This window comes from Nocardia grenadensis NBRC 108939 (genome assembly GCF_001613445.1).
Classification (GTDB): domain Bacteria; phylum Actinomycetota; class Actinomycetes; order Mycobacteriales; family Mycobacteriaceae; genus Nocardia; species Nocardia grenadensis.
Genome location: NZ_BDCJ01000029.1, coordinates 89,969 through 113,332, shown reverse-complemented (window position 1 = coordinate 113,332; position 23,364 = coordinate 89,969). Strand labels below are relative to the sequence as shown.

Genomic DNA, 23,364 nt, shown 5'->3' with positions numbered 1-23,364 from the left:
CCGTTACGACATCCCGGATTCGGTGATCGGTTTCCTGCGCGGGGAACTCGGCACACCGGCCGGTGGCTGGCCCGAGCCGTTCCGGGAGAAGGCGCTCGCCGGCCGGGGCGCGGCCAAACCCGAATCCGAGTTGTCCGAGGCGGACGAAGCGGGTCTGGCCGGTACCTCCGACGAGCGTCGCGCGACCCTCAACCGGCTGCTGTTCCCCGGCCCGACCGCGGAATTCCTGGCGCATCGGGAGAAATACGGCGATACCACCGGCCTGTCGGCCAATCAGTTCTTCTACGGCCTGCGCCATGGTGAGGAACACCGGGTGCAGCTCGAGAAGGGTGTCATCCTACTCATCGGTCTGGAGGCGATCTCCGAACCCGACGAACGCGGGATGCGCACGGTCATGTGCATCCTCAACGGACAGTTGCGGCCGGTTTCCGTGCGTGACCGTTCCATCGCCAGTGAGGTCCCGGCCGCGGAGAAGGCCGACAAGAACAACCCGCATCACATCGCGGCGCCTTTCGCCGGTGTCGTGACGCTGACCGTGGCCGAAGGCGAAACGGTCGCCTCGAGCGACACCATCGGCACCATCGAGGCCATGAAGATGGAAGCCGCCATCACCGCGCCGCGTGGCGGTGTGGTGGGTCGGGTGGCCATCGCGCAGGTGCAGCAGGTCGAGGGCGGTGATCTGCTGGTCGAGCTGGGCGAGCGCGAATCCGAATGACCCGGATCGTCGCCGGGACCGCCGGTGGGCGGCGCCTGAAGGTGCCGCCGGCCGGAACCCGGCCCACCGCGGACCGGGTCCGGGAGGCCGTGTTCTCCTCGATCGAGGCGTGGATGGAACTCGCGGGCGCCCGGGTGCTCGACCTCTACGCCGGCTCGGGCGCGCTCGGGCTGGAGGCGCTGTCGCGCGGTGCCACCGCGGCGCTGCTGGTCGAATCGGACCGGCGGGCGGCCGGGGTGCTGCGCGGCAATATCGCCGAGCTGGGCCTGGGTGGTGCGCAGGTGCGGATCGGGACGGTGACGCAGGTGCTCGCCCACGGCGGCGCGGGCGCTTTCGATCTGGTGTTCGCCGATCCGCCCTACGAACTGCCGACCGCGGCCGTCGAGGGCGATCTCACGGCGCTCGCCGCGCACGGATGGCTCGCCGAGGAGGCGTTACTGCTGGTGGAACGTTCCGCGCGGTCGGCCGAGATCGCCTGGCCCGCAGGCTTCGAGAGTCGCGTCGCGCGGCGCTACGGGGAGACCCGGATCGAGTCGGCGGTGTACGTCGGCGCGACCCCGGCGGAACCGGAAGAACCTGCTAGCGTCTGACCCATGGCAGGAGCTTTGTGCCCGGGATCCTTCGATCCGGTGACCAACGGCCATCTCGATGTGTTCCGGCGGGTCGCCGAGCAGTTCGACGAGGTCGTGATCACGGTGATGATCAACAAGAAGAAGCAGGGCATGTTCTCGATCGACGAACGGATCGAGATGCTGCGTGACGCCACCGCCGACCTCGCGAACGTGCGGGTCGCCTCCTGGGATGGCCTGCTGGTCGATTTCGCCCGCGAACAGGGCATCAGCGCCATCGTCAAAGGGCTGCGCGACGCCGGTGATTTCGGCTACGAGCTCCAGATGGCGCAGATGAACAAGAAGCTCTCCGGCGTCGACACCTTCTTTATCGCGACCAACCCCACCTTCAGCTACCTGTCCAGCTCCCTTGTCAAGGAAGTGGCGGCCTTCGGTGGCGATATCAGCGATATGCTGCCGCCGCTGGTGCACAAACGACTACTCGACCGGCTGGCCGAGCGGGCGGGCTGATCCGGACCGCTGGGCGGTTATTTCCCGGGCCCGCCGCAGCGGCCGGAACACCAGACCGCGCAACGCCAAGAACCGCAGACCCCCGACCGCGGCGCTGATCGCCAGCACGGCCGCGGCCTGGGTGGGTTCGTTCAGCGTCGGGGCCAATACGCCCACCGCGGCGAGGGCCGCGGTGCTGATACCCAGCCCCAGCAGCGCCAGGCCGCCGCCTTCCCACTGCGCGGTGAACCAGCCGACCCGCTCGGCGGCGTGGAAGGTGAGCCGGCGGTGCAGTTCGTTGGCAAACACGGTGCTCACGACCGAGCCGGCCACATTGGCGAGCAAGGTCCCGGCGCCGGTGAGGCTCAGGAAGAGCAGGACATAGGCGATATTGCTCAATCCGCCGACCAGTGCGAAACGAATCAACTGAGGGAACGCATGGTCCCCGCGCAGGTACTGCACGAGGCGCTGCCGCCAGGCGGCGTGGGCGAACGGTTCCGGCCAATCGATATCCAGATCCCCGGCGGTCAGTGCCGTGGAAGTAGGCAACTGCAGGACGGTCATGGGCGGTTCCGATCGGGCAAGGGACAGGCAGCCCTCCGCGCCGCGGTGGGGCTCCCCAAGAATTTAACACCAAGCGGAGAGTGGGCCTCCAGTTGATTGTGTGACTTCGCAGATATCGGGCAGACCGGGCGACACACCGAAAGTAGGTTCGGCGCATCCACCGGCCCGGGGCACACTGGGAACGGCGTGATGTATCGCCGATCGTCAGCAGGAGGACAGTGAGCATGTACCGGGTATTCGAGGCGCTCGACGAACTGGTCGCCATAGTCGAGGAGGCGCGGGGTATCCCCGCGACGCGCAACTGCATCGTGCCGCGTCCGGAAACACTCGATCTGCTCGACGATGTGCGCGACGCGCTGCCCACCGAGATCGACGACGCCCAGGATGTGCTCGACCACCGGGACAAGATCGTCGACGACGCCCGGGGGCTCGCCGAGGACACCATCCGGTCCGCCGACGAACAGGCGGCCGGCACCGTGGCCGACGCCCGCGCCGAGGCCGACCGGATCCTCGCCGAGGCCAAGGCACACGCCGACCGGATGGTCGCCGAGGCCACCGCGCACGCCGACCGGATGGTCGATACGGCCACGGCCGAGGCCGAACGTCTGGTCACCGATGCCAAGGCCGAATACGAGGCGGTCACCGGCCGGGCCCGCGCCGAGGCCGACCGGACCATCGAGGCAGGCCAGGCCTCCTACGACCGCTCGGTCGCCGACGGCCAGGCCGAGCAGCGCCGGCTGGTGGAGGACACCGAGGTGGTGCGGGCCGCGCACGCCGAATCGGCGCGCATCATCGATACGGCGCACGCCGACGCCGACCGGATGCGCGCCGACTGCGACCACTACGTCGACACCAAGCTCGCCGAGTTCGAGGACACCCTCGGCAGTGCGCTGCGCACCGTCGGCCGGGGCCGCCAGCAGTTGCGCAACGGGGCGGGCGTCCCCGACTATGCCGCGGAGTTCCGGCGGTGAGCTGTATTCATTTGCGCGCCTCCGGCGCGCGGGTCGGGGCCCGGTGACCCCGATACTTCTCCGATCGGTCGCTGCGCTCCTTCGCTCCGTCGGTCCGGAATCGGGGCCCCGACTACTGGGGTAGACCCTCCGGAACAGGCAGAAGGTGCATGCGGTCGCGTGCCTCGACCGGCTTGGGGAGGCTCACAGCACGGTAAGTGCTCAATGGTCACCGGTCTCTGGACTGTCGGCTGCACACGCTCCAGAACCGGGGGCGGGCCCCGAATGCCGACCATCCGGAGTAGGCGGCAGGTGTTCGGACCGAAGTGGCGAAAGCCCTGGGCGCGTGGGTCGGCATGCCGACCGGAACGGCGAGAAACAAGGGGGGCCTCGACCCCGCGTGCGCCAACGCGCCGAAAACACGGTTTTGCCCGGGTGACGGGTTCGCCGTACTGTGGTGTGGTTGCTCGCCGATTCCGGCGCAAAACCGACAGCCCCGACCCACCCAGTGGAGTGTTTGCGATGCCTGCCGATACCACCGCGCGCTCGCGTTCCGGTGCATCTCGTGCACACGGCGCGGGTTTCGTGCTGGATGTCCGCAGCCTCGGTCGCGCCCCGGGCTCGATGCGCGAACTGCGGCGGACGGTCACCACCACCGAACGACTCGGACTCGACCTCGCCGGCGTACCCGTCGGCGCGGAGGTCGAGCTGGATCTGCGGTTGCAATCCGTATCCGAGGGAGTGCTCGTCACCGGGACGCTCGAGGCTCCGGTGGCCGGTGAGTGCTCGAGGTGCCTCGAACCGTTCACCGATACCGTGCGGTTGTCGCTGACCGAGCTGTTCGCCTACCCGGACAGTGCCACCGACCAGACCTCCTCCGAGGACGAGGTCTACCGGATGAGCGACGATCTCATCGACCTCGAACCCCTGGTCGTGGACCAGCTCGGCCTGGAGTTGCCGCTGCAGCCGCTGTGCTCCCCCGACTGTCAGGGGCTGTGCCCGGAGTGTGGTGTTCGGATGGCGATTGCAGGATCCGATCACGGGCATGAGATACTTGATCCCCGCTGGGCCGGGCTGGCGAAATTCGCCCCCGGATCGCCCGGCAGCGGCAGCCCCGACGAGGGTGCGGCCACCGGAGACCCTTCCGCCGATACAGCACGTAACAGTACAGAGGAGAAATAGTCGTGGCCGTTCCCAAGCGCCGGATGTCCCGTTCCAACACCCGGTCGCGGCGCAGCCAGTGGAAGGCCGCCGCCCCCACCCTGATCACCTGCCCGAACCGGGCGTGCGGTCAGAAGACCCCGCCGCATATCGCGTGCCCCTCCTGCGGTACTTACAAGGGCCGCCAGGTCGTTTCCGCCGTCTGACCCCCGGTCGACCGTTGACCGCGGGTAAAGACGAACCCGGTGAACCGGGTGATCATTCGGGCCTGCTCGCCGCCCTGGGCGTCGAGGTGGCTCCGGAATTGTTGCGACTGGCGCTGACCCATCGCTCGTATGCGTACGAGAACGGCGGCCTGCCGACCAATGAGCGGCTCGAGTTCCTCGGGGACTCGGTGCTCGGTCTGAGCATCACCGAACGGCTCTACCATGAGCATCCGGAGAAATCCGAGGGTGAGCTGGCCAAGCTGCGCGCGAGCGTGGTGAACATGCACGCGCTCGCCGAGGTGGCACGCAATCTGGGCGAGGGTGGTCTGGGCGCGCATCTGCTGCTCGGCAAAGGTGAGGAACTCACCGGTGGCCGGGACAAGCCCAGCATCCTCGCCGACGGTATGGAATCGCTGCTCGGCGCCGTCCATCTCGAGCACGGTATCGACGTGGCCCGTGAGGTGGTGCTGCGGCTGTTCGCCGACCTGCTCGAACGCGGTCCGCGAATGGGCGCCGGGCTGGACTTCAAGACCAGCCTGCAGGAGCTGACCGCCGAACGCGGCCTCGGTGTGCCCAGCTACGAGATCACCTCGACCGGCCCCGACCACGACAAGGAATTCACCGCGACCACCGTTATCGCCGGGGATGCCTATGGCCAGGGGGTCGGCCGGTCGAAGAAGGAAGCCGAGCAGAAGGCGGCGGGCGCGGCCTACCGCGCGTTGACCGGCGAATCCTGAATGCCCGAACTCCCCGAGGTGGAGGTCGTACGTCGCGGCCTCACCGAGCATCTGTGCGGGCGGACCGTCGAATCGGTCACCGTCACCCATCCGCGGTCGGTGCGCCGATATGAACCGGGCGCCGCCGATATGGCGGCCCGGCTCACCGGGCTCACAGTGGCCGTGGCGCAGCGGCGCGGGAAGTACCTGTGGCTCACCTTCGATGAGCCCGGCGGCGGATCCGCCGATACCGCGCTGGTGGTGCATCTGGGTATGAGCGGGCAGATGCTGGTGCAGTCCGCCGGTGCCCCGGTGGAGAAGCACGCCCATATCCGGGCGACCCTCGACGACGGGCGCGAACTGCGCTTCGTCGACCAGCGCACCTTCGGTGGCTGGGTGCTGGCACCGTTGGTGAAGGTGGACGGCGACCTGCTCCCGGACCTGCTCGCGCATATCGCCCGCGATCCGCTGGACCCCCGGTTCGACGCCGAGCGGGTGGTCGGTGTGCTGCGAACCAAGAACACCGAGATCAAACGGGTGCTGCTGGATCAGGCCGTGATCTCCGGGATCGGCAATATCTACGCCGACGAGGCGCTGTGGCGGGCGAAGGTGCACGGCGGCCGGATCGCCTCGGTGCTCACCCGTCCGGTACTGCGCACCCTGCTCGCCGAGGCTCGCGCGGTGATGACCGACGCGCTTGCCGCCGGTGGCACCTCCTTCGACGCGCTCTATGTGAATGTGAACGGCGAATCCGGCTACTTCGAGCGGGCGCTCGCGGTGTACGGGCGTGGTGACCGGCTGTGCCCGCGCTGCGGGGCGATGATCGTGCGGGAGAAGTTCATGAACCGCTCGTCCTATTCCTGTCCGCGCTGTCAGCCGCCACCACGCGGGCGGCGGATTTCCTCCTGACGACCCTCTCGCGCCCGGCCCGGCGGCGGGTTACGGTGGGCCTCGGCAAGATCACCGACCCGGTCCGGCTGGGAGGCAGGCCATGCGCAAGCTCACCTACTACGTCGCGGCCACCATTGATGGGTTCATCGCCACGGAGGACGGTTCGGTGGACTTCTTCCCGGTCGGTGGTGATCACGGCCCCGCCATCACCGCCCAGTATCCGGAAACGCTGCCGTCGCGGGTACGCGAATCGCTCGGCATCACCAAGCGTAACGAGAATTTCGACACCGTGATCATGGGTCGCAGAACCCACGATTTCGGGGTCCGGACCGGTACCGCGAGCCCGTACGCGCATCTGCGGCAGTATGTCGTGTCCACCACGCTCACCGAGCCACCGGATCCGGCGGTGGCCTTGATCGGCGCCGATCCGGTCGCCGCGGTCGCCGCACTCAAACGGGAGCAGGGTCTCGGTATCTGGTTGTGCGGGGGCGGTGAACTGGCCCGGGCGCTGCTGCCGGAGATAGATCAGGTTTTCTTGAAGCTGTATCCAATGGTGCTGGGCCGGGGGCGGCCGCTGTTCGGCACCGGTCCGCAACTGCCGGATCCGGCGTGTTTCCGGGTGATCACCAGTCAGGTGTTCGAGGACGGTGTGGCCTTCGTGAAGTACGGCCGGGTGGGGTAGGCGGTGGCGGACGAGCCGCAGGGGACGGAACAGGGCGGCCGGCCCGCTCCGGGTCCCGTCGCGGCATTACGCGAGATCGGGTTCTGGCTGGAACGCGATCGGGCGCAGACGCATCGGGTGAAGGCCTACCGCCGGGCCGCCGATGTCCTCGCCGGCCTCGACGACGCCGCGGCCGAGCGACACCGCCGCGATCGCAGCTGGCAGGAGCTGGCGGGGATCGGCCCGAAAACCGCCGCGGTGATCGAGGAGGCGTACGCGGGGACCGTGCCGCGCTACCTGGCCGAACTGCGCGCCACCGCGCCACCGATCGGCGCCGGGGGCGCGGCGCTGCGGGAACTGCTGCGCGGTGATCTGCACACCCATTCGGACTGGTCCGACGGCGGCAGCCCGATCGCCGAGATGATGGGCTGTGCGGCCGCGATCGGGCACGAGTACTGCGCCCTCACCGACCATTCGCCGCGGCTCACCGTGGCAGGCGGGCTCTCGGCCGACCGGCTGCGCCGCCAGCTCGACGTGGTGGCCGCGCTCAACGCGGAACTGGCGCCGCTGCGGGTACTGACCGGGATCGAGGTCGATATCCTCGACGACGGCTCGCTCGATCAGGAGGCCGAACTGCTCGCCGAACTCGATATCGTCGTCGCCAGTGTGCATTCGCGGTTGCGCGACGACCGCGACACCATGACCCGGCGGATGGTGTATGCCGTGGCGAATCCGAATGTCGATGTACTCGGCCACTGCACCGGCCGGTTGGTCGAGGGCGCGCGTGGAACCCGGCCGGAATCGAACTTCGACGCCCGGATCGTATTCGAGGCCTGCCGCCGCTACGGTACGGCGGTCGAGATCAACAGCCGCCCCGAACGACGGGACCCGCCGTCGCGGCTGATCCGGCTCGCCGTGGAGATGGGGTGCGAGTTCTCCATCGACACCGACGCGCACGCACCGGGGCAGCTGGACTGGCAGGGCTACGGCTGTGCCCGCGCGGTGGCCGCTGAGGTCCCGCCGGACCGGATCGTGAACACCCGCCCGGTGGATGAGCTGCTGGAGTGGACGCGCACCTCCGACGGGTGACCGGCGGGAACCGTCGCGACCGGATGAGGTGATCACCTCGCCCGGCCGTCGGTGACTGTGGGTGATCACCGGTCGAACAGTCCACGTGCGCAGCCGGTGTCGTGCTCCGGTGGCCGAAGATGGGGAGAACTCGGTCGATCCGGGGGACGGTAGCCCTGGTGAGCGAACTGTTGCTCAATCGTGTTCTCCCGCTGGTCGGTATCGCGATCCCGGTGGGCGCGTTCCTGTAGGAGTTCGTGTTCGTCGGCCGGAAACGGCTCGGGTGGCGGGTGCAGATGGACACCCCGGTCACCGGTGCGGCCGAATCCGGGCACGCGGGAGCGCTGCGGCAACTCCGCCGGATCTCCGACGGCACCGCGCGCAACCTGCAGGGCCTGTCGGTGGCGCTGGTGCGGATCGAGAACAACGGCGCCACCACCATCGATATCGCCGAACCCGATCCCGCGGCCGCTGGGCCGGCGCCACCGGTGAGCCGACCGTGGTCGGTTCCGCCGCCTTCGAACCGGTGCTCCGGGGCGGCCCGGCTCTACGAGCAGACCTGTCCCGGGGCCGGTGTCACCTTTGGCTTCGAGGGCAGCGAACGCGGTACGGCGCGGCTCGAAGAAGAGGCCGGTGGGCCACGGGGCTGCTCGCGGTCGGTGACGCACCCAAGGGTGCGGACTATCCGGCTCTGGTGCAGCGGCCGGCGGCGGTATCGCTGCTCTCGGTGGTCGTGCATGCGAGTACGGGGGTGCGGGAATCTGACGGCCGGGCAGATCCGCGCTTTTCCAGGGGCGGATGTGAGCCGGCGGTCAACCGCTGTGCCGGCTCGGGCTCGCGCTGGACCTTCGAATCCCGGGAAAGAAGGCTCGGCGACCCGCGGGATGTTTCGGGGGCCGGTTCGTCGCGCGGCCGGTCGGCGGCGCGATGCTCGGCGTCGTGACCCCGCGCACGCCTGCGTGAACAAAGCGCAAGTATCGAGTGTCCGGCCCGATCTGCGGGGTAGTTTCTGGATGTACCGCCCTGAAACGACCGGAACTTCCCGGAACCACGGGCGCGGTACGGTGCCGGAGGGTCTCCGGTGCCGGGAACCGGACGGGAGACGACCATGTCCCTGGCGGCGTGCGTGTTGATCGCCGGATTCGTCCTCGGACTGCTCATGCTGCGGGCCGTGGCGTTGTTTCTCCGGGCGCGCGACGAGCACCGGGTCCGGGTGCCGGTGCGCAGCCGTCGTCGGCCGCACCGACGCTGATCGGTCGAGGTCGGGTGCGCGGTGCGGCGACGGCGGGTGGCAGGATCGCGAGCATGGTTGACAACACCTCTGCGGCATCCGCCCCGGCAGCGGGCGAGACGGCGCCCGCGGCGCAGGCCGGGCCGACCACCCTGTGGGTGGAACGGACGGGTACCCGCCATTACACCGGTCATAATTCGCGCGGCGCCGAGGTGCTCATCGGTTCCGAGGGTGTACCCGGCGTATTCACCCCCGGTGAGCTGCTGAAGATTGCGCTGGCGGCCTGCTCGGGGATGAGCTCGGATTTCCCGCTGTCGCGGCGGCTCGGCGACGACTACGACGCCACCATCCGGGTGTCCGGTGCCGCCGACCGGGAGAACGAGGTGTACCCCCAGCTCGACGAGGTCTTCGAGCTCGATCTCAGCGAACTCGACGCGGCGGCTCGGGACCGGTTGCTGGTGACGGTGCAGCGGGCCATCGACAAGGTCTGCACGGTCGGCCGCACGCTGAAGGCCAGCAGCAAGGTGACGCTGTCGTTCGATATCGACACGGTCGACTGATCGTGGCCGCGGCGACGGACGGAACCGGCCCGGTGCGCTTGAGCGCCTGGGTGCACGGATACGTGCAGGGCGTGGGCTTCCGCTGGTGGACGCGGGCACGCGCATTGGAACTCGGCCTCACCGGGCATGCCACGAATGCCGCCGACGGCCGGGTACACGTGGTGGCGGAGGGGCCGCGGACCGCGGCCGACCGGTTGCTGGCGCTGTTGCGGTCGGGGGATACGCCCGGCCGGGTGGATCTGGTGGTCGAGTCGTGGGAGCCGGCGCGGGGCGGGCTGGAAGGTTTCGCCGAACGGTGATCCGGCGAAGCACCGCGCACCCTTGACATAACACAGTGGAAGGTCCACTCTGAGTGCATCCACTGTGGAATGTGGTCCTACCTGTAAGGGGAGCGGTAATGGAGATCACGACGGGAACCCGGGCCTCGGATGTCGAACGCGATCGAATCGTGCGCGATCTGAGCCGCCATCTCGGTGACGGCCGCATCGACCTGTCCGAATACGATCAGCGGGTCGCGCAGGTATATCGCACCACCACCCGGGAGGAGCTCACCGGCGTCCTCGCGGACCTGCCCACCCTGGCGCCGGTGCGTCCGGCGACATCGCGTTCGCGCTTCCCGATCTGGCAGCGGATCGAGGCCGGCGCGTGGCTCACGGTCAGCGTGCTCGTGCTGGTGATCTGGGGTGCGATCTCGCTGGGGGTCGGTGAGTTCACCTATTTCTGGCCCATGTGGGTCATCGGCCCGTGGGGCGCGGTGCTGGCGGCGCGGGCGGCAACCGGTATCGAGAGCGGCCACCGCCATCGCCGAAAGGTATAACACCCGGTAGCCTTCCTGACATCCGGCCGCCGGGTACGCCCGGTCGCGGTCGCCGGGGTGCCCGGCAATCGATCGGCCACGGTCGGTGCGCCGGTTGGGGTCACGGCGCCACAGGCCTTTACCATGGCTGATCGGCCTGGGCGAGGCGGAGAGTCACGGAGGCGAAAGGGTCGTCGGCGTTGCATCTGAAGAGTTTGACGTTGAAGGGTTTCAAATCCTTCGCGTCCGCGACGACCCTGCGCTTCGAGCCCGGGATCACCTGTGTAGTGGGACCGAACGGATCCGGCAAATCCAATGTCGTCGACGCGCTCACCTGGGTGATGGGCGAACAGGGTGCCAAGGCGCTACGCGGCGGGAAGATGCAGGACGTCATCTTCGCCGGTACCTCCGGGCGGGCCGCGCTGGGCCGCGCCGAGGTGACGCTGACCATCGACAATTCCGACGGGGCCCTGCCCATCGACTACGCCGAAGTTTCCATCACCCGCCGCATGTTCCGCGACGGCGCCGGAGAATATGAGATCAACGGCAACTCCTGCCGGCTCATGGATGTCCAGGAACTGCTCAGCGATTCCGGTATCGGCCGGGAAATGCACGTCATTGTCGGTCAGGGCCAGCTCTCGGCGATCCTCGAATCGCGCCCCGAGGACCGGCGCGCGTTCATCGAGGAAGCCGCCGGTGTGCTCAAACACCGCAAACGCAAGGAAAAGGCCGTTCGCAAACTGGATGCGATGCAGGCCAACCTGGCCCGGCTCACCGACCTCACCACCGAACTGCGCCGCCAGCTCAAACCCCTGGGCAGGCAGGCCGAGGTCGCGCGCCGGGCCCAGACGGTGCAGGCGGATCTGCGCGACGCCCGGTTGCGGTTGGCCGCCGACGATCTGGTCACCCGGCGCAGCGAACTGGAGAGCCAGCAGAGCAAAGAGGCCTACGCGCGGGAACAGCAGATCACCGTGCGCAGCGAACTCGATGCCGCGAATGCCGCGCTCGCCCAGCAGGAATACCAACTCTCTCGGCTCACTCCCGGCGCCGAGGCCGCCGGACAGCTGTGGTTCCAGCTCTCCGCCCTCTCCGAACGGGTGAACGCGACCATCCGGATCGCCGGTGATCGCGCCCGCCACCTCGATACGGCCGCCCCCGCGAACACCGGCCGCGACCCCGATCAGCTCGAGGCCGAAGCCGACCGGGTGGAGGCCGAGGAAGCCGAACTGCGCGAGGCCGTCGAAATGGCCACCGAGACGCTGGAGGCCGCGCGTGAGAGCCTGGGGGATCGCGAGCACGCCGCCAAGGCCGCCGAACAGGCGCATCTGGCCGCGGTACGCGCCATCGCCGACCGGCGCGAGGGGCTGGTCCGATTGTCCGGGCAGGTCGAGAACCTGCGCACCCGCGCGCAATCGATCGACGCCGAGACCATGCGGTTGTCCACCGCCATCACCGAGGCCCGGGCCCGGGGTACCGCGGCACGGGCGGAATTCGATGCGGTGCAGGACGAACTGGCCGAGTTGGAGGCCGGTGAGGCCGGGCTCGACGCCCAGCACGAGCACGCCGTGGAGGCGCTCGGCCTGGCCGACCGCCGGGTCGCCGAGCTGCGCGCCGAGGATCGGGAGGCCGGCCGGCTGGTGGCCTCGCTGACCGCGCGGATCGAAGCGCTCGGTATGAACCTGGCCAGCCGCGACGGTGCGGCCTGGCTCACCGAGAACCATCCGGCCGGACTGCTGGGCCCGCTGTCGGGACGGTTGCGGGTACACACCGGGTACGAGGCCGCGGTCGCGGCGGTACTGGGGCCGGTGGCCGAAGCGGTGGTGGCCGATACCGGCGAGACGGCGCTCAGCGCACTGCGCGCGCTGGGGAAGGCCGACGGTGGGCGGGCCGCGCTGGTGTACGAGGGTCCGGCGGCGGCGGATCTCGAAGAACCGTCGCTGCCCGGGCCGGCGCGCTGGTTGCTGGATGTGGTGGACTGCCCCGGTCCGGTCCGCGCGGCCGTGGTCGCGCTGACCCGCCGGGTCGCGGTGGTCGACGATCTGGACGCGGCAGCCGCGCTGCTGAGTGCGCGCCCGGAACTGCGGGTCGTCACCCGCGAGGGCGATCTCGCCGGGACCGGATGGCTGGTCGGTGGTTCGGACCGGTCGCCGAGCCGGTTGGAGATCCAGGCGAGTATCGATGCCGCCGAGGCCGACCTGGTCGCCGCGCGCCGGCACGCCGAAGAACTGGAGGCGAGCCTGGCCGGGGCGCTGGAGGAACAGGCCGACCGTAAGGAAGCGGTCGACCACGCCCTGCTGGCCCTGCACGAATCCGACCAGGCCCTCAATGCCGTCTACGAGCGGCTCGGCCGCCTCGGGGCGGCCGTCCGCGCGGCCGACGCCGAATCGGAGCGGCTGACCGGCCAGCGGGCCGATGCCGAGACCGCGCACGAGAAGGCGGTCGGCGAGCTGGCCGAACTCGAGGACCGGCTGCGGCACGCCGAGCGTGAACAGGCCGATTCCGACAGCGATGCCGCCGGCGCCGCCGGAACGGAGGCCGCCGCACTGGCCCGGGAGGAGGCCGCCGCCGCGCTCGCCGAGGCCCGGGCCATGGAGGTGGAGGCGCGGCTGGCGGTGCGCACGGCCGAGGAGCGCGCCGAATCGGTCCGCGGCAAGGCGGAAACGCTCCGGCGCGCCGCCCGTGGCGAACGCGAGACCCGCGCCCGGGCCGAACGGGCGCAGGCCGCCCGGCGCCAGGCCGCCGGTGTCGCCGCCGCGGTCGCCGGATCCGGTGCGGACCTGGCGGCCGAACTCGAGAAGGTGGTGGCGGTCGCCGCCGCTCGCCGCGACGAACTGGTCCGGCGGCGTACCGAATGCGCCACCGAGGTGGACCGGATCAAAGAGCGGGTGCGGGCCCTGAACGCCCAGCTCGAACAGCTCACCGACGCGGTGCATCGCGACGAGGTCGCCAAAGCGCAGGCGGCGCTGCGGATCGAACAGCTGGAAGCCACCATCGCCGAACAGTTCGGGATCGCGCTCGACGATCTCATCGCCGAATACGGTCCCGCGGTGGCCCTGCCACCCAGCGAACTGGAGATGCGGGAGTACGAGCAGGCCAAAGAGCGCGGTGAGCAGGTCAGCGCACCGGCCCCGATGCCGTTCGACCGCGCGTCGCAGGAGCGGCGGGCCAAACGCGCCGAGAAGGATCTGGCCACTCTCGGCAAGGTCAACCCGCTGGCCCTCGAGGAGTTCGCGGCGCTCGAGGAGCGCTACAACTTCCTGGCCACCCAGCTCGAGGACGTCAAGAAGGCCCGCCAGGACCTGCTGGATGTGGTGGCCGAGGTCGACACCCGGATCTTGCAGGTCTTCACCGACGCCTACGCCGATGTGGAACGGGAGTTCGTCCAGGTCTTCGCCGCGCTGTTCCCCGGCGGCGACGGCCGGCTGCTGCTCACCGACCCCACCGATATGCTCACCACCGGTATCGAAGTGGAAGCGCGGCCGCCCGGGAAGAAGGTCAAGCGGCTGTCACTGCTGTCCGGTGGGGAGAAATCGCTCACGGCGGTGGCGTTGCTGGTCGCCATCTTCCGCGCCCGCCCCTCACCGTTCTATGTGATGGACGAGGTGGAGGCGGCACTCGACGACACCAACCTGCGCCGGCTCATCGGACTGTTCGAGCAGTTGCGGGAGAAGAGTCAGCTGATCGTCATCACCCACCAGAAACCGACCATGGAGATCGCCGACGCGCTCTACGGCGTGAGCATGCGTGGCGACGGCATCACCCAGGTCATCTCGCAGCGACTGCGCGGGCACGATCTCGCGGCGGCCGGTAGCGCGGCGGAGTAACCGCCGCGCCGTACCACCGGCCGTGCGCCCACGCCGGTGTTCAGAGCAGGTCGCTGACGTCGTCGGGTACGTCGACCGCGTATTTGCGCAGGATCTCCATCGCTATCACTTCCAGGGCATTCTCATGGGTCGCCGCCAGCACCACCGGCGCGGCGACACCGTCCTCGTGCGCGTGTAACCAGCGCACCGCCACGACACACCATCTGTCCCCCGGCTGGAGTCCGGGGAAATTGTTCTCCGGACGGGGCGTGCTCAGATCGTTTCCGATGGACGCCTGATGCTCGAGGAACTCTGCTGTGACGACCGTGCACACGGTATGGCTGCCCAGGTCCTCCGGGCCGGTGCTGCAGCAGCCGTCCCGGTAGAACCCGGTCAGAGGATCGGTGCCGCACTCTTGTAGCGGACCCCCAAGCACGTTTCGATCGGTCACATCGCCGATCCTATTGGCCTGTCGCGAGAAGTTCCGCAGGACAAGAAATCTCACCGGTCGTGTTCGCGGGGCTGAGCTGGGGATGTGTCGGGTGCGCGGCAGCGGGTGCGGGCCTTCGCCGCGCGGGCCGGGCCGGGTAACCTACCGCTCGGTACCGCTCTGGAAGGATGGTCGGCGTGAGTGCGCAAGCCTGGATTCTGATCGCAGTGATCGCCGCCGTACTGCTGGTCGCGCTCGTGGCCGGTTTCGTCCGGTACAAGCGCGGCCGGGTCTCGCTGACGGCGCCGGCGCAGAAGGAACAGCTGACCGACCGGTCGGGCGGGTATCAGGCGGCGGGTGGATTCTCGTTCAGCCAGGGTGGCCGGGGTGCCACCGCGACCCCCGTACCGCCGGGGCCGAGCCCCGCGGAACCGGCGGCTCCGAGTCCCACTGAGCGGACCGATCTGGAGGGTCAGCCGCATATCGGCGACGACGCCGCCGTCCCGCGGGACGCGCCGCGCCGCGGCATCACCGATGTACCGCTGCCCGAGGCCGATACCGTCGATACCGCGACCGGCACGGAATCCGGCGCGACGACCACCGACGGCACCGATACCGTCTCGCCCGAGACGACGGAACCGCCCGCCACCGCACCGGCGGACCCCGGCACGGCCGGACCGGTGGCCGAGACCGGTCCCGCGACCGCGGACACTGCCGCGGCCGAGCAGGCGAGCGCACCCGCCGAAGCGGGCGCGGAGCCCGCGGTGGTGGCTCCCGATACCGCCGCCGGAGCCCATCTGGTCCCGGAGGTCGAGGAGATCGCGCCGACCTCGGGCCGGTTGATCCGGCTGCGCGGCCGGTTGTCCCGGTCGCAGAACGCGGTCGGCAAAAGCCTGCTGGGGCTGCTCGGCGGTGGCGACCTGGACGAGGATTCCTGGGAAGAGGTCGAGGACACGCTGGTGATGGCCGATATCGGCACCGCGGTCACCACCGTCATCGTGGAACGGCTGCGCGAGGAGATGGCCGCCCGCAGTGTCCGCACCGCCGAGGACGCGCGGTCGGTGCTACGCGAGGTACTGATCGAATCACTGCGGCCCGAACTGGACCGTTCGGTGCGCGCGCTGCCGCACGCCGATCATCCGTCGATCTTGCTCGTGGTCGGGGTGAACGGCACCGGCAAGACGACCACCACCGGCAAACTCGCCCGGGTGCTGGTCGCCGACGGACGTCGGGTGCTGCTCGGTGCCGCGGACACCTTCCGGGCCGCGGCGGCCGATCAGTTGCAGACCTGGGGTGAGCGGGTCGGCGCGGATACCGTGCGCGGGCGGGAGGGCGCCGATCCGGCCGCCGTCGCTTTCGACGCCGTCTCCACCGGTATCGACGCCGGCGTGGACGTGGTGCTTGTCGATACGGCGGGTCGGCTGCACACCAAGACCGGGCTCATGGACGAGCTGGGCAAGGTCAAACGCGTGGTCGAGAAGAAGGCCTCGGTGGACGAGGTACTACTCGTACTCGACGCCACGGTGGGCCAGAATGGTCTCGCGCAGGCCCGCATCTTCGCCGAGGTGGTGGATATCAGCGGTGTCGTGCTGACCAAGCTGGACGGCACCGCCAAGGGCGGAATCGTCTTCCAGATCCAGCACGAATTGGGCGTACCGGTCAAACTGGTGGGCCTGGGCGAGGGTGCCGACGATCTGGCGCCGTTCGAACCCTCGGCGTTCGTCGACGCGCTGCTCGGTTAGTTGTTCTGCCCGCGCAGAATCGGCCGGATCCGGCTGCGTCCGGCGAGTCGCACAGCGGTCCGGAAACCTCCGCACAGCGTGCGCAACACACCCGAAACATGGGGGCGTGATCCATTCACCTAGGTGAAACACCTGGGCGTCACGGATGAAACACCGAATGAGGACCCTTCATAAGCGGGCCCGATGTCGCGTGAGCGGCGGGGCCAGAGGATGAGGGAGGAAACTGGTGGAAACCGTGATCGGCGCGCCCAATGCCGGCGACACCGCATGGATGCTGACGAGCGCTGCGCTCGTCCTGTTGATGACACCCGGGCTGGCGTTCTTCTACGGCGGTATGGTCCGCGGCAAGAACGTGCTCAATATGATCATGATGAGCATCAGCGCGATGGGCGTGGTCACCGTGCTCTGGGTGCTGTACGGCTTCTCGACGGCGTTCGGCACCGACAAAGGCGGACTGCTCGGGGACCCGGGTCAGTTCTTCGGTCTGAAGACGCTGATCGCCGGGTTCGGTGACGAATCGGCGGGTGTCCCGCTGTTCGGAACCATTCCCGCGACGGTCTTCGTCGCGTTCCAGGCCATGTTCGCCATCATCACCGTGGCGCTCATCTCCGGCGCGGTGGCCGACCGCCTGAAGTTCGGTGCCTGGCTGGTCTTCGCCGCCGTCTGGGCCACCGTGGTGTACTTCCCGGTCGCGCACTGGGTCTGGGGCGGCGGCTGGATCATGGAGAAGGTCGAGGCCATCGACTTCGCCGGTGGTACCGCCGTACACATCAACTCCGGTGCCGCGGCGCTGGCGCTGGCCATCGTGGTCGGTAAGCGCGCCGGTTGGCCGAAAACTCCCTTCCGTCCGCACAACCTGCCCTTCGTCATGCTCGGTGCCGCGCTGCTGTGGTTCGGCTGGTTCGGCTTCAACGCCGGTTCTGCGGCGGCCGCCGACGGTGTCGCCGGGGCCACCTTCCTCACCACGCTGGTCGCCACCGCCGCCGCGATGATCGGCTGGCTGGTGGTGGAGAAGATCCGCGACGGCAAGCCGACCTCCCTGGGCGCCGCTTCCGGTATCGTCGCGGGTCTGGTGGCCATCACGCCCTCCTGCTCCTCGGTGAACGTCCTCGGCGCGCTGGCCATCGGCGTCATCGCCGGTGTGGTCTGCGCCCTGGCGGTGAGCCTGAAGTTCAAATTCGGGTACGACGATTCGCTCGACGTCGTGGGTATCCACATGGTCGGCGGTATCCTCGGCACGGTGCTGATCGGCTTGTTCGCCGCGCCCGAGGCGGCCGCCGGTGCGGAAGGTCTGTTCTACGGTGGTGATCTCGAGTTGCTGGGCCGCCAGACCCTCGGCGCGGTCGCGGTTCTGGTGTACTCCTTCGTGGTCGCTCTGGTGATCGCGTACGCGATCAAGTTCACGATCGGCCTGCGCGCCGACGCGGAAGCGGAGTCGGGCGGTATGGATGATTCCGAGCACGCGGAGACGGCATACGATTTCGCTGCACTGGGTGGAACCGCTCGTTCGGCCGTCAAGGAGGCATGAACCCCATGAAACTGATCACCGCAATCGTCAAACCGTTCACGCTCGAAGACGTCAAGACCGGCCTGGAGCAGGCAGGCGTATTCGGTATGACCGTGAGCGAGGTCCAGGGATACGGACGGCAGAAGGGGCACACCGAGGTCTACCGCGGTGCCGAGTACTCGGTGGATTTCGTGCCGAAGGTGCGGGTCGAGGTCGTGGTCGACGACGCGACGGTGGACCGGGTCGTGGATCTGATCGTCGAGGCGTCGCGCACCGGCAAGATCGGCGACGGCAAGGTCTGGGTGACCCCGGTCGAAACGATCGTCCGGGTCCGGACCGGGGAACGCGGCACCGACGCGCTATAGAGCCCGCGCGCGGAGAGCGCGCCTGCGGGTGCACAACGACAATGCGGCCCCGCTCCCACCGATAACCGGTCGGGGCGGGGTCGCCTGCGTGAACGGGTGGTGGTTTCGTTGGGAGACAACCGGCAGGATCGAGAGCCCGGGCGGGCCGGCGGTGGGCGATCAGGAAAAGCGGCCGCACTGTCGCAGGGTGCCGCGGACCTGGTGCGGGCCCGGGATCAACTGCTGGGCGGCGGCGCGCCGCGACATCCGCGGCTGGACGCCGAATCGCTGCGCGCGGCCCTGGTCGATCTGTATGAGCTGTGGCTCACCGGCAAGGGCGCCGAAGTGGGGATAACGCCGGACAGCGGGCTCGCCATCATGGCCGTGGGCGGGCTCGGCCGCCGGGAGATGCTGCCGTACTCCGATCTGGATCTGGTGCTGTTGCACGAGGATATGGACCCGAAACGGGTCGCCGAGATCGCCGACGGGCTCTGGTATCCGCTGTGGGACGCGCATATCAAACTCGACCACAGCGTGCGCACGGTCCCGCATGCGCTGAAGGTGGCCTCCGACGATCTGGTGGCCGCGCTCGGCATGCTCGACGCCCGCCACATCGTGGGTAATTCCGAGCTGAGCGACCGGGTCGTCGCGGGGATCCGCAAGGATTGGCGCAGCGGGATACGGGGCCGCTTCGACGAACTGGTTACCGGGATCCACGCGCGCTGGGAACGCAGCGGTCAGGTCGCCCACCGCAGCGAGCCGGATCTGAAGAACGGGCGCGGCGGATTGCGCGATATCCAGCTGCTGGACGCGCTCGCGATCGCCCAGCTCACCGACGCCATGCCTGGTTTGGGCCCGGACACGCCCGGTGGTGGTCTGGCGCAGGCCCATCGGCGGCTCCTGGATGTGCGCACCGAACTGCACCGGGTCGCGGGCCGGGCCCGCGACCAGTTGCGCGCCCAGGACGCCGACGAGATCGGGGCCGCGCTGCGTATCGGTGACCGGTTCGATCTGGCCCGCACACTCAGCGACGCGGCACGCACCGTCGGATATTCGGTCGATGTGGGCCTGCGCACCGCGGGCAACGCGCTGCCGCGCCGCGGTCTGGCCCGGTTGCGCCGGATGCCGGTGCGGCGGCCGCTGGACGAGGGGGTCGTCGAACACGCCGGAGAAGTGGTGCTGGCCAGGGACGCCCGTCCCCAGCGTGACCCGGGGCTGGTGCTGCGGGTGGCCGCGGCATCCGCGCAGACCGGGCTGCCGATGTCGGCGACGACCCTGAACCGCCTGTCCGAAGACGCGCCGGAGCTACGTGAGCCCTGGCCCAAGGACGCGTTGAACGATCTGCTGGTGCTGCTCGGTGCGGGCCGGGGCGTGATCGACGCGGTGGAAGCATTGGACCGGACCGGTCTGTGGGGCCGGCTGCTGCCGGAATGGGGTGCGGTGCGGGATCTCCCGCCGCGGGACGCGCTGCATGTGTGGACGGTGGACCGGCATTCGGTGGAGACGGTGGCCTACGCGAGCACGCTGAGTACCCGGGTGGCCCGCCCTGATCTGCTGGCACTCGGCGCGCTGCTGCACGATATCGGCAAGGGCCGGGTGGAGGACCACTGCGCGGTGGGTGCCGACCTGGCGACCCATATCGGTCGCCGGTTGGGTCTGTGGCCCTCGGATGTGGAAATCCTCAGCGCCATGGTCCGTCATCATCTGCTGTTGCCCGATGTCGCCACGCATCGGGATATCGAGGATCCGGACACCGTGCGGTACGTGGTCGACGCGCTGGACAACGATCCGCGCCGGCTCGAACTGCTGCACGCGCTGGCCGAAGCCGATTCGCTGGCCACCGGACCGGGCGTATGGGGTGACTGGAAGGCCACCCTGATCGGGGAACTGGTCCGCCGCTGCCGCACGGTGATGGCGGGGGAGGCCCTGCCCGAACCCGAACCCATTCCCGAGGAATTGCTGGTCCGCGCTGCCGCCGGCGGTGTGCACGTCGAGTTGACGCCGGGCGAGGGGAAATACACTCATATCGTCACCGTGATCGCCCCGGACGCTCCCGGACTGCTCTCGAACACCGCCGGTGTACTGGCCCTGCATTCGTTGCGGGTGCTCTCGGCGTCGGTCGGCGGAGCGGGGGCTTCGGCGATCAACACCTTCGTGGTGGCACCGACTTTCGGCGGCCCGCCGGACGCCGGCCTGCTGCGGCAGGAGGTCAAACGGGCCGCGGCCGGGGAACTGGATGTGCGGGCGGCGCTGGACGCGCGGGAACGAGAGACCCTCGGCGCCGCGCGCTGGGCCCGGGCCGAGCCCCGGCTGCTCTGGGCGGAGACCGCGGTCCCCGGACAGCTGATCCTGCAGTTACGGGCCGAGGACCGGATCGGGCTGCTCTGCCGGCTGGCCGCGGTGCCGGCGAGTGCGGGCGCCGAGGTGCGCTGGGCGAAGGTCGTGACGATGGGCTCGTTCGTAGTGGACGTGTTCTGCCTGGATCTGGGGGAACGCACCGGCCCCGACCGGCGCGCGGAGCTCGAATCGGCGATCCTGGCGGTGGTTCCGCGACCGGCTCCGCGCAAACCCCCGGAGCCCGAGCAGAACTAGCGTTCGAGACGAAGGTCACCATTGCGCGTCGATTGCTCGCCGTTTGCCAGCGAGTCGGCGATGGCGGGTGGTCGGCCCCCTAACATTCGGGTGGTCAGCTGTCGCGCTCATGAGGGGAGCAGGTCGGTGGCAATCCAAGTGGTGACCTCGTCGATCATGACCAGCGATATGACACCGCACATCGCCCGATGTGTAGGTGACGCCTACTGGGTGGTGTCCTGGTTGCCGGGGCGCACACTCACCGAGCCCCAGGCGATGGCCGCGATGAATGTGGCCGCCGCTGTAGCGACCAACGGGCTACCGCCCGACGACGACTGGTCGCGGCTGGACAGCCTGTCCCGCGAACTCGGCCTCACCGGGCGCGAGGCGGCCTACCTGGTCGCTGTCGAACAGCACGACTACCGCCGCGGGTTCTCCACCGAGTACATCGGCGACGCCTCCGGCGCCGCCGGGTCGGGGCCCTCCTGAGCGGTGTTCACCAGCCGGGGCCCTCGCGACCCCGGTTCTGTGCTCCGTCCGGTGACGATCTCCGGTGATGTGCGCGAGCAGACCGGTGCGGGCCCAGGCCCCGGCGGGCCGCCCGCTACTCTGGGACGCCCATTACCCTGGGACTCAGTGACGTCACTCGAGATCAGGAGCGCGCCAGGTGTTCGAATCCCTATCCGACCGGTTGACCGGTGCCCTGAAGGATCTTCGCGGTAAGGGACGTCTGTCGCCGGCCGATATCGACGCCACCTGCCGGGAGATCCGTCTGGCGCTGCTGGAGGCCGACGTCGCGCTGCCCGTGGTCCGCGGTTTCGTCACCCGGATCAAGGAGCGGGCCAAGGGCGCGGAGGTCTCGGCCGCGCTGAACCCGGCCCAGCAGGTCGTCAAGATCGTCAACGAGGAACTCGTCGGGATTCTCGGTGGCGAGACCAGGCGCCTGACGCTGGCCAAGACCCCGCCGACGGTGATCATGCTGGCCGGTCTGCAGGGTGCCGGTAAGACCACGCTCGCCGGCAAGCTCGCCAAATGGCTGCGCGACCAGGGGCATCAGCCGGTGCTGGTGGCCTGCGACCTCCAGCGCCCGGGCGCGGTGACCCAGTTGCAGGTGGTCGGCGAACGCGCCGGTGTGCCGGTGTTCGCGCCGCATCCGGGGACCTCGATCGGTGGCGGCGAGAACGCCCTCGGAATCACCGCGGCCGATCCGGTCGCGGTGGCCGAATCCGGTATCGCCGAGGCACGCGCCAAACAGTACGACGTGGTGATCGTCGACACCGCCGGCCGGCTCGGTATCGACGCCGAACTCATGGCGCAGGCCGCCGGTATCCGCGATGCGGTGAAACCGGACGAGACCCTGTTCGTCCTCGACGCCATGATCGGCCAGGACGCGGTGTCCACCGCCGAGGCGTTCCGGGACGGTGTCGGCTTCACCGGTGTGGTGCTCACCAAACTCGACGGCGACGCCCGCGGTGGCGCGGCGCTGAGCGTGCGCAATGTCACCGGCGCGCCGATCATGTTCGCCTCCACCGGCGAGAAACTCGAGGATTTCGACGTCTTCCATCCCGACCGGATGGCCAGCCGCATCCTCGGTATGGGCGATGTGCTCACCCTCATCGAACAGGCCGAACAGGTCTACGACGCGCAGCAGGCCGAGGAGGCGGCGCGCAAGATCGGCAGCGGCGAGCTCACCCTCGAGGATTTCCTCGACCAGATGCTCGCCATCCGCAAGATGGGGCCCATCGGCAACCTGCTCGGAATGCTGCCGGGCGCCGGTCAGATGAAGGATGTACTGGCCCAGGTCGACGATAAACAGCTCGACCGGGTCCAGGCGATCATCCGCGGTATGACCCCCGCCGAGCGGGAGAATCCGAAGATCATCAACGCCTCCCGCCGGCTGCGCATCGCCAACGGGTCGGGAGTCCAGGTCTCCGATGTCAACCAGCTGGTCGACCGGTTCTTCGAGGCCCGCAAGATGATGACGATGATGGGCCGGCAGATGGGAATGCCCGGCGCCAACCGACGTAACAAGAAACAGAAGGGCAAGAAGGGCAAGAAGGGCGGGCGCGGACCCACCCAGCCGAAGATGCGTGGCGGTTTCCCCGGTATGCCGGGCCTGCCCGGCGGTATGCCGGGGGGCGGCGGAATGCCCGATTTGTCGAATATGCCGCCCGGCCTCGATCAGCTGCCCCCCGGCCTGGAGGGCTTCGATATCTCCAAGTTCAAATTCCCGGACAAATAGGCGACCGGTATGCACGGGACGGGCAGTATCGGCCGGGGGGATCGAATCGTACCGAACTGCCCCGACCATGTATTCGTGGCGGCCGTAGAAGCTCGACATGAGGTATTCGCCGGGCCGGGTCGCTGAAGGCTACGCGGCCCGGCCGTCC

At 69.2% G+C, this 23,364-nt stretch carries 23 protein-coding genes; 21 read left to right on the top strand and 2 right to left on the bottom strand.

Annotated features, from left to right (window positions below):
- The 3 genes from NGR01S_RS27240 to coaD all read left to right on the top strand — a co-directional run.
- On the top strand, positions 1-715 hold a 715-nt coding region (locus NGR01S_RS27240; protein ID WP_305781580.1), incomplete at its 5' end, for a biotin/lipoyl-containing protein.
- The gene (gene rsmD / locus NGR01S_RS27235) at positions 712-1,305 is read left to right on the top strand and encodes a 16S rRNA (guanine(966)-N(2))-methyltransferase RsmD (RefSeq protein ID WP_063041747.1); all 594 of its coding nucleotides are present in this window, start codon (positions 712-714) and stop codon (positions 1,303-1,305) included. The genes NGR01S_RS27240 and rsmD, both read left to right, overlap by 4 nt.
- A gap of 3 nt (positions 1,306-1,308) precedes the next feature.
- The gene (coaD, locus tag NGR01S_RS27230; RefSeq protein ID WP_063041745.1) at positions 1,309-1,794 is read left to right on the top strand and encodes a pantetheine-phosphate adenylyltransferase; all 486 of its coding nucleotides are present in this window, start codon (positions 1,309-1,311) and stop codon (positions 1,792-1,794) included.
- Here coaD and NGR01S_RS27225 read toward each other — a convergent pair.
- Complete coding sequence (locus NGR01S_RS27225) at positions 1,762-2,337, bottom strand: GtrA family protein (RefSeq protein WP_084481757.1); 576 nt, start codon at positions 2,335-2,337, stop codon at positions 1,762-1,764. The two genes, coaD and NGR01S_RS27225, sit on opposite strands and share 33 nt — an antisense overlap.
- 224 nt (positions 2,338-2,561) lie before the next feature.
- On the opposite strand from NGR01S_RS27225, the gene NGR01S_RS27220 reads away from it, so the two are divergent.
- The 12 genes from NGR01S_RS27220 to smc all read left to right on the top strand — a co-directional run bounded on the left by NGR01S_RS27220 (position 2,562) and on the right by smc (position 14,401).
- Positions 2,562-3,308: a DivIVA domain-containing protein gene (locus NGR01S_RS27220; protein ID WP_063041743.1), complete on the top strand. Its 747-nt coding sequence runs from the start codon at positions 2,562-2,564 to the stop codon at positions 3,306-3,308.
- 501 nt (positions 3,309-3,809) lie between these two features.
- On the top strand, positions 3,810-4,469 hold the full coding sequence (locus NGR01S_RS27215) for a YceD family protein (protein ID WP_063041741.1): 660 nt from the start codon (positions 3,810-3,812) through the stop codon (positions 4,467-4,469).
- A gap of 2 nt (positions 4,470-4,471) precedes the next feature.
- Complete coding sequence (gene rpmF, locus NGR01S_RS27210; RefSeq protein ID WP_039825884.1) at positions 4,472-4,654, top strand: 50S ribosomal protein L32; 183 nt, start codon at positions 4,472-4,474, stop codon at positions 4,652-4,654.
- A 14-nt stretch (positions 4,655-4,668) separates the two neighbouring features.
- Positions 4,669-5,391: a ribonuclease III gene (gene rnc, locus NGR01S_RS27205; protein WP_063041739.1), complete on the top strand. Its 723-nt coding sequence runs from the start codon at positions 4,669-4,671 to the stop codon at positions 5,389-5,391.
- A complete protein-coding gene (mutM, locus tag NGR01S_RS27200; protein WP_063041738.1) occupies positions 5,392-6,279 on the top strand; it encodes a bifunctional DNA-formamidopyrimidine glycosylase/DNA-(apurinic or apyrimidinic site) lyase in 888 nt (295 codons plus the stop codon).
- Positions 6,280-6,361: 82 nt separating this feature from the next.
- Positions 6,362-6,943 carry a dihydrofolate reductase family protein gene (locus NGR01S_RS27195; protein ID WP_063041736.1) on the top strand — a complete coding sequence of 194 codons (582 nt, stop codon included), beginning with the start codon at positions 6,362-6,364 and terminating at the stop codon, positions 6,941-6,943.
- A 3-nt stretch (positions 6,944-6,946) separates the two neighbouring features.
- Positions 6,947-8,011: a PHP domain-containing protein gene (locus tag NGR01S_RS27190; RefSeq protein WP_063041734.1), complete on the top strand. Its 1,065-nt coding sequence runs from the start codon at positions 6,947-6,949 to the stop codon at positions 8,009-8,011.
- A gap of 1,060 nt (positions 8,012-9,071) precedes the next feature.
- The gene (locus tag NGR01S_RS31235) at positions 9,072-9,242 is read left to right on the top strand and encodes a hypothetical protein (protein ID WP_169811976.1); all 171 of its coding nucleotides are present in this window, start codon (positions 9,072-9,074) and stop codon (positions 9,240-9,242) included.
- 53 nt (positions 9,243-9,295) lie between these two features.
- Complete coding sequence (locus NGR01S_RS27180) at positions 9,296-9,781, top strand: OsmC family protein (RefSeq protein ID WP_084481760.1); 486 nt, start codon at positions 9,296-9,298, stop codon at positions 9,779-9,781.
- A gap of 2 nt (positions 9,782-9,783) precedes the next feature.
- Complete coding sequence (locus NGR01S_RS27175; RefSeq protein ID WP_169811978.1) at positions 9,784-10,080, top strand: acylphosphatase; 297 nt, start codon at positions 9,784-9,786, stop codon at positions 10,078-10,080.
- A gap of 98 nt (positions 10,081-10,178) precedes the next feature.
- Positions 10,179-10,598 (top strand): DUF1707 SHOCT-like domain-containing protein, encoded by a 420-nt coding sequence (locus NGR01S_RS27170; RefSeq protein WP_063041730.1) that lies wholly within the window; start codon positions 10,179-10,181, stop codon positions 10,596-10,598.
- 179 nt (positions 10,599-10,777) lie between these two features.
- On the top strand, positions 10,778-14,401 hold the full coding sequence (gene smc, locus NGR01S_RS27165; protein WP_063041728.1) for a chromosome segregation protein SMC: 3,624 nt from the start codon (positions 10,778-10,780) through the stop codon (positions 14,399-14,401).
- A gap of 40 nt (positions 14,402-14,441) precedes the next feature.
- Here smc and NGR01S_RS27160 read toward each other — a convergent pair whose 3' ends face one another.
- Positions 14,442-14,831, bottom strand: coding sequence for a DUF2237 family protein (locus tag NGR01S_RS27160; protein ID WP_030521801.1), 390 nt, complete (start codon positions 14,829-14,831; stop codon positions 14,442-14,444).
- A 167-nt stretch (positions 14,832-14,998) separates the two neighbouring features.
- On the opposite strand from NGR01S_RS27160, the gene ftsY reads away from it, so the two are divergent.
- The 6 genes from ftsY to ffh all read left to right on the top strand — a co-directional run bounded on the left by ftsY (position 14,999) and on the right by ffh (position 23,216).
- Positions 14,999-16,552 carry a signal recognition particle-docking protein FtsY gene (gene ftsY, locus NGR01S_RS27155; protein WP_431940378.1) on the top strand — a complete coding sequence of 518 codons (1,554 nt, stop codon included), beginning with the start codon at positions 14,999-15,001 and terminating at the stop codon, positions 16,550-16,552.
- A 271-nt stretch (positions 16,553-16,823) separates the two neighbouring features.
- Positions 16,824-18,080, top strand: coding sequence for an ammonium transporter (locus tag NGR01S_RS27150; protein WP_063041790.1), 1,257 nt, complete (start codon positions 16,824-16,826; stop codon positions 18,078-18,080).
- 5 nt (positions 18,081-18,085) lie between these two features.
- Positions 18,086-18,424 (top strand): P-II family nitrogen regulator, encoded by a 339-nt coding sequence (locus tag NGR01S_RS27145; protein ID WP_030521796.1) that lies wholly within the window; start codon positions 18,086-18,088, stop codon positions 18,422-18,424.
- Between the two features lie 99 nt (positions 18,425-18,523).
- Positions 18,524-20,995 carry a [protein-PII] uridylyltransferase gene (locus tag NGR01S_RS27140; RefSeq protein WP_373861468.1) on the top strand — a complete coding sequence of 824 codons (2,472 nt, stop codon included), beginning with the start codon at positions 18,524-18,526 and terminating at the stop codon, positions 20,993-20,995.
- A gap of 126 nt (positions 20,996-21,121) precedes the next feature.
- Complete coding sequence (locus NGR01S_RS27135) at positions 21,122-21,463, top strand: hypothetical protein (RefSeq protein WP_081876871.1); 342 nt, start codon at positions 21,122-21,124, stop codon at positions 21,461-21,463.
- Between the two features lie 178 nt (positions 21,464-21,641).
- Entirely contained in the window at positions 21,642-23,216 is a 1,575-nt protein-coding gene (gene ffh, locus NGR01S_RS27130) for a signal recognition particle protein (protein WP_063041726.1), read from the top strand.
- Positions 23,217-23,364: the final 148 nt, after the last annotated feature.

Coding starts and splice junctions, on each gene's coding strand:
- rsmD (WP_063041747.1), top strand. CDS start 712: ATGACCCGGATCGTCGCCGGGACCGCCGGTGGGCGGCGCCTGAAGGTG.
- coaD (WP_063041745.1), top strand. CDS start 1,309: ATGGCAGGAGCTTTGTGCCCGGGATCCTTCGATCCGGTGACCAACGGC.
- NGR01S_RS27225 (WP_084481757.1), bottom strand. CDS start 2,337: ATGACCGTCCTGCAGTTGCCTACTTCCACGGCACTGACCGCCGGGGAT.
- NGR01S_RS27220 (WP_063041743.1), top strand. CDS start 2,562: ATGTACCGGGTATTCGAGGCGCTCGACGAACTGGTCGCCATAGTCGAG.
- NGR01S_RS27215 (WP_063041741.1), top strand. CDS start 3,810: ATGCCTGCCGATACCACCGCGCGCTCGCGTTCCGGTGCATCTCGTGCA.
- mutM (WP_063041738.1), top strand. CDS start 5,392: ATGCCCGAACTCCCCGAGGTGGAGGTCGTACGTCGCGGCCTCACCGAG.
- NGR01S_RS27195 (WP_063041736.1), top strand. CDS start 6,362: ATGCGCAAGCTCACCTACTACGTCGCGGCCACCATTGATGGGTTCATC.
- NGR01S_RS27180 (WP_084481760.1), top strand. CDS start 9,296: ATGGTTGACAACACCTCTGCGGCATCCGCCCCGGCAGCGGGCGAGACG.
- NGR01S_RS27170 (WP_063041730.1), top strand. CDS start 10,179: ATGGAGATCACGACGGGAACCCGGGCCTCGGATGTCGAACGCGATCGA.
- ftsY (WP_431940378.1), top strand. CDS start 14,999: ATGGTCGGCGTGAGTGCGCAAGCCTGGATTCTGATCGCAGTGATCGCC.
- NGR01S_RS27150 (WP_063041790.1), top strand. CDS start 16,824: ATGCTGACGAGCGCTGCGCTCGTCCTGTTGATGACACCCGGGCTGGCG.
- NGR01S_RS27145 (WP_030521796.1), top strand. CDS start 18,086: ATGAAACTGATCACCGCAATCGTCAAACCGTTCACGCTCGAAGACGTC.